This window comes from Bacillus sp. mrc49 (assembly GCF_002803435.1).
The window spans coordinates 1-1114 of sequence record NZ_PHNG01000567.1 but is presented as its reverse complement, the minus strand read 5'-3'; the positions used below and the strand labels follow the sequence as shown (position 1 = coordinate 1114).

Annotated in this window: 1 protein-coding gene; it reads left to right on the top strand. The window is 44.0% G+C overall.

The features are described 5' to 3' along the window. Window positions 1–725, top strand: a 725-nt coding sequence (locus CVN76_RS05905; protein ID WP_100530597.1) for a peptidylprolyl isomerase, incomplete at its 5' end; no start/stop codon positions are given. Window positions 726–1114: the final 389 nt, after the last annotated feature.

Sequence of the window (1114 nt, the reverse complement as noted above, 5' to 3'; positions counted from 1 at the left end):
ATGGAGCAGATACATTAGACCTTTTGATCACGAATAAGTTGATCGAATTGGAAGCGAAAAAAGCGGGAATAAAAATAAAGGATGCAGAGATCCAGAAGGAAATCGATAACATGGTTGCATCCTATGGCGATGAGGCAGCGTTCAAAGAGCAATTGGAAGCAAGCGGATCTTCCATGGACGCCTTGAAAAAGGATATCGTTGTTTATCTGCAAACGAGAAAGCTGGTCGAACCGCGAATTACCGTGACAGATGATGAAATCAGCACCTATTTCGAAGACAATAAAGATACCTTTACACAAGCGGAGCAAGTCGAGGCTAGCCATATTTTAGTCGAAGACGAAAAAACGGCTAAAAAAGTTGCAAAAGAACTTGCGGATGGCGGCGACTTTGCCAAACTGGCCGCCGAGTATTCTACCGATACGCAAACGGCGAGTAAAGGCGGCAGCTTAGGGTATTTTGGAAAAGGTGATATGGTCGGCGAATTTGAGGATGTTGCCTTCGATCTTGATGTGGACAAGGTCAGTGAACCGGTCAAAACCGAATATGGCTACCATATCATTAAAGTCACTGGAAAGAAGGAAGCGAAAAAAGCGAATCTGGAAGATAGCAAAGATGCGATTAAAGAAACGCTTATCACTGAGCGATTGCAGGAGGAATATCCCGCTTGGTTGGCTGAAGTGAAAAAAGACCACGATATAACGAATGAATTAACGGAGTCTGAATAAGGCCCTGAAGGTTTCGGAATGCTAGCAGCATCCCGAAACCTTTTTTTATTTTTTATCATTCCTTATTCGGTCACAGCCACGTTCACATGGCCATCAAATGACTGTTGGCAGAAGCGATTATTTAGATCTGCGACCATGCAGCCGCTGCGGGTTCGCGGAGGCTCAACGGACCCGCCCCTGGATAAGCGAGTGCCAAACGATCAGAACTCGAAAAAGCTGCAGGCAAACTCCAATTAACGAGTTTGCCTGCAGCTTTGAAGCTGAGTCGTTTCTTCAGCTATTTAATCATTAGAAGTTCGATGAGATCGATTTTTGATTGGATAATTCCGATTTCGTTACGATTTCATCACTTTCTTTTTCCCCTTTTTTATTCGATTTCACGGATGAAG